Source organism: Chamaesiphon sp. OTE_20_metabat_361, from assembly GCF_031364565.1.
The window spans coordinates 1-4,373 of the sequence record NZ_JANLWO010000679.1 but is presented as its reverse complement, the minus strand read 5'-3'; the positions used below and the strand labels follow the sequence as shown (position 1 = coordinate 4,373).

The following is a 4,373-nucleotide window of genomic DNA, read 5'->3' as shown; positions in this document are numbered from 1 at the left end:
CATGTCGATTTTACCGCACTTCAAAATCAAGGTGAGTTATTGGGCTTGCAAACAGTCGGATTTAGTCAGCAGGGGCTGTTTTTAATGGCATTGGGTTTGGGTGAAAGAATTGCGGCAATTTCGAGTAGTGGCGGCGATGTGCAGTCCTTACTCCGGCGTCGTCAGAATTTACACCAATTAATCGATCCGATGGGGTTGGGTAAGTTTGGCGTACTGATTCAGAGTCAAGGATTGACAATAGCACAACAGCAGGTTAAATTGACGGGTTTATCAATCGGGGAATAGGGGATAGGGGATAGGAGCGTTGCTGAATTTGGGTATGAAGCATAGATCTTGCCCTCACCCCTAACCCCTCTCCCAAGCTTGGGAGAGGGGAGCCAGAGCCGGAGGCGAGGGCGGGGTGAGGGCAAGGGATTTCGATTGGTATCATATTCAGCAATGCCGGAATATGAACTCGCTCTGGTTTGGTTTTCTAACCAGAGCGAGATCGGACTGTCTAGATCGAGATTCTATGCTTACTTGCGCTTCTTCGGCTTGAGATTTTGACTAAAGAATCCAGTCGTCATCATCCAGGCTTCAGTGGCGGCTTCTGGCGCATAACTATCGCGTCTATCGCTCATAAAACCGTGTCCAGCTTTGGGAAAGAGATTGAGAATATAGCGTTTCTTAGCTTTGGAAAGAGCAGTGGAGACTCGCCCATGTTCGTCAGCGGCGATGAGTTGGTCGTCGCTACCATACATCAACATTATCGGCGCTTGCATTGCTGTGACGCGATCGAGCAGGGATTTTTGACCGAGTGGATTACCCGGTGTGGCGTCGATACCACCACCATAGAAAGAGATCGCGGCTTTGATTTTGGTGGGATAATTAGCATTAGTTAGGAAGGCATATCTACCACCCATACAGAAACCGATAACCCCGATGCCATTGGCATTAACTTCTGTTTTGCCAGCTAGGAAATCGATACTTTTGCCAACATCGCTCATGATGGCATTATCATTGAGAGTTTTGAGCTTGCCTATCGCTCCAGCAGTATCGGTATAAGCATAAGTCGTCCCCCGATAAAAGTCCGGCGCGATTGCGGCAAACCCAGACTGTGCCAATCGATTGCAGATACTCTTACACCAGTTATTTAGCCCGTAAGCTTCCATCAAGACGATGACAGCGGGAAATTTACCCGTCCCGGTAGGTGTGACATAGTAACCGGGTAAACCCTGAGCAATCTCGATCGTTTTGCCTACTCTAGGTTCTGGTTTAGTGACCGCAGGGGAATTTGGTGCAGCGGTACTCTGTTGGGAATTTGCCACGACTGCGGCGGTAGCGATACTGGCGGCTGAAAGTAAGATATCCCGGCGTTTCATTATTTATTTAGCGATCGGTGGTTAATTATCAGTAAACCGCAAATCGCGATCGATTGCTACATTACATTTCTCAGACAAGAAAGGGTACCCATGTGGGTACCCCTGACGGTTGGTTTGCTCGATCGACTAGAATACAAATGTCGTCCGAATCGTACCGAGATACTCGGTAGGCAAGGCACTATTGTGTTCGGGATTAGTTAGCATCAACAACCCCGGCGTGATGTAGAGATTGTCGCTAACTTTATACTTATAAAAAGCTTCGATGTGCAGGCTAGTATCTCGATCGACACGAGTACCAACAGTATTACTAGTAACTTTAGGCTGCATCCCTAATACAAAACCTAGTGTACTACCCTTGGAACCAAAATCCTTTACAGCTAGCGTGCCAGCGTAGTTCCAGATATCAGCACTACCGCCTGCGGCAGTCTCTCGTCTGGCTTGACTCAAACCGCCCCAAGCAGAGAAAATCAAATTCGGAGAGAGATTAACGCTACCAGCTAATGCGTAGTGGTTGGCTGATGTTGGGGCTATCGAGCCAAAACTCGATCCAAAAGGATTGTTTGCGAAGTTGCTACCATTATTACCAGAAACTCCTGTACCAGCAGAATTGTAAGAGCGAGCATAGATTAATCCTAAGCTCACATCGTCAGAAGGCTTGATAGTAAGTTGAGAAAACAGCACATTAGAGCCATTAAATAAGCCACTACCGTTTGCCGGATTGTTGACAGTTTCTAGGGCTGTGGTAGCTGGGGTCACTGGGGTGACGCCTGTGGCTGTTCCTGGAGTAACAACACGAGGGACTGCATAGCTGACAACCAGACCGAGACCAGGGCTAAACTTGTGATCCACACCAATACCTGCGCCCTCATTGCTGAGGCGATAAATGGGGTTGAATCGTCCAAAGCGGGTGATCGAGCCAGTACCAGCCGCTTGGTGTTCGGGGTTGAAAGTGTAGTAGTTATCGTTGAACTCACTACCGACAGCTTCTACATACACTTTAGTGTTGGCAGCCAGAGGCAATTGGTATTGCAATCTGTGGAGAGTACTAGCATTTTCTTCACTACCTTCAAAGCCTAACCGCGCCATATTCGTACCGGAAGGAGTTCCAGCAAAACTATTGCTGTTACGTGCTTGGAGGCGAACTAAGAGTAAGTCTTTACCAGTAAAGCTACTGCGGAAATTGAGGCGGACGCGATCGGAAAAGATCGTATTGCGACTGGCGCTAGCAGGGCCGCCAGCTAAACCAGTGACCGCAAAAATCGCTTCACCAACTAGTTTAGTGGTAGTAGAGAAGCTTTGGGCTTGGAGTTTGGTGACTTTGGCATCTAAGACTTGAAGGCGACCGTCTACGGCTTGTAGCTCAGTATTGAACGATTGAATTAGCGCTTTGAGCTGGTCGAGATCCTGCTGTGAGACTTCTGGTACGACTGGTGGCGGTGGGGCGACAGGAGCGGGTTCTGGTGGCGGTGGGGCGACTTCTGGAGCTGCTTCTGGTACTGGTGCTGGTGCTACTACTGCTGGTCGGCGTCTCTTGATGTTTCGACGCGGCTTCCTCCGGGCGACTAATTGCTCGATCGATTGAACGCAACCATTGAGGCTAGTGGCAAATTCTTCTCGTGATAGGGTCTGAGTACCGTTGGGGGTGTTGCTACAGCTATATTTATTACCTAAAGCTTGAAGTGTTTTATATGCCCAGTCCCCGGGTTTAACTTCAGTTGCTTGAGTCGCTTGGTCGATCTGTTCGGCACTAGGCTCGCTGGAGCCAGCCGCGACCTGCTGAGGGTTATTCTGGGGGCTGACCTCTGTCGATTTGTCAGTAGGATTAGCTGCTGCCAGAGATGTTCCGGCAATCCAGACAGCCAGAGCAATTAGGAGTGACGATCGTAAATTTTTTGATAACAATTTCATCATGCGATCGCGCTTTTCCTCACACTGTAAATTTTTGATGCTATTGAGTATAGCAGGTCAAATCGTACAGTAGTAATTTTTTGGTTTCTGCATGGTATTTGACAGTTTGCGATCGCGCTGAGTGCTAGGTTAATTCAGACCGATCGCGTTGTCAAAACTGGGTATAAATTTTTGCTAGATCGGATTTTGCTCGATCGATCTAACCATCGAGATATTCAGCCAGCAACAGCAACAGCAGCAAAAACTCACAACTCAACCACAAAAAAGGAGCAAGCTAAATTGGCTTGCTCCCCTCTTACCGCTGCTCCAAATTAGTTAGAACGTGAAGGTCGTTCTGACGGTACCCACATACTCAGTGGGGTTAGCACGATTATGCTCGGGATTGGTGATGAACAATATACCAGGCGTAATTGCTAAATTATCGCTCAATTTCACTCTGTACAAAGCTTCAATGTGATAAGAAGTATCAGGGTTGACAATATTCGCACCATTTGCAGCCGTAAAACCTGCCCCATTACGTGAATTAAGTTTGGGTGGTATCCCTACAATGAATGCTAAGTTGTTACCTTTTTGACCGAGGTCGGGGAAGGCTAGTGAAATTGCATAGTTGCTAGTACTTGCATTACCACCAGCAGCCGTCTCACGATTAGCCTCTGTAAAGCCAGCCCAACCAGATAGTACAAAACCGGGACTTAATTTGTAGCTAGTCAAGAATGAGTAATAGTTAGCTGAAGTTGGCAATGCACCAAAGGGACTATTAGCTGCACTACTACCAGTACCACCATTGATATTGGTACCACCGCTACTATAGGCCCGAGCATAAACTAGACCTAAGCCGAAGTCCTTGCTGGGGGCAAAATTCAACTGGCTGATGATGGCATTAGAACCATTGAATAAGCCACTATTTGGTGCTGGGTTAGCTGCTGTACTAACCAAGCCGCTAGCTGCTGGCACTGCATAACCCACTGAAAGGTTTAATCCATCAGCAAACTTGTGATCGATCGTTAGAGATGCACCATCACCGCTGAGGCGATAGACAGGGTTGAAGCGACCGAAGCGAGAAATCGACCCGCTGCCCGAACTCGCCAGGATGGGGTTGAAGGT

3 protein-coding genes and 1 pseudogene are annotated in these 4,373 nt (G+C 48.0%); 1 reads left to right on the top strand and 3 read right to left on the bottom strand.

What is annotated here, in order from left to right; all coding sequences use genetic code 11:
- Positions 1-285: pseudogene (locus tag RMO35_RS19345) on the top strand (class I SAM-dependent methyltransferase); the annotation flags it as partial.
- A gap of 230 nt (positions 286-515) precedes the next feature.
- On the opposite strand, the gene RMO35_RS19340 reads toward RMO35_RS19345, so the two are convergent.
- The 3 genes from RMO35_RS19340 to RMO35_RS19330 form a co-directional block, all read right to left on the bottom strand.
- Complete coding sequence (locus tag RMO35_RS19340) at positions 516-1,361, bottom strand: dienelactone hydrolase family protein (RefSeq protein ID WP_309743282.1); 846 nt, start codon at positions 1,359-1,361, stop codon at positions 516-518.
- A gap of 126 nt (positions 1,362-1,487) precedes the next feature.
- Positions 1,488-3,272 carry an iron uptake porin gene (locus RMO35_RS19335; protein ID WP_309743280.1) on the bottom strand — a complete coding sequence of 595 codons (1,785 nt, stop codon included), beginning with the start codon at positions 3,270-3,272 and terminating at the stop codon, positions 1,488-1,490.
- A gap of 312 nt (positions 3,273-3,584) precedes the next feature.
- Positions 3,585-4,373 (bottom strand): iron uptake porin (locus RMO35_RS19330; protein WP_309743278.1); only part of this gene is annotated, 789 nt, incomplete at its 5' end.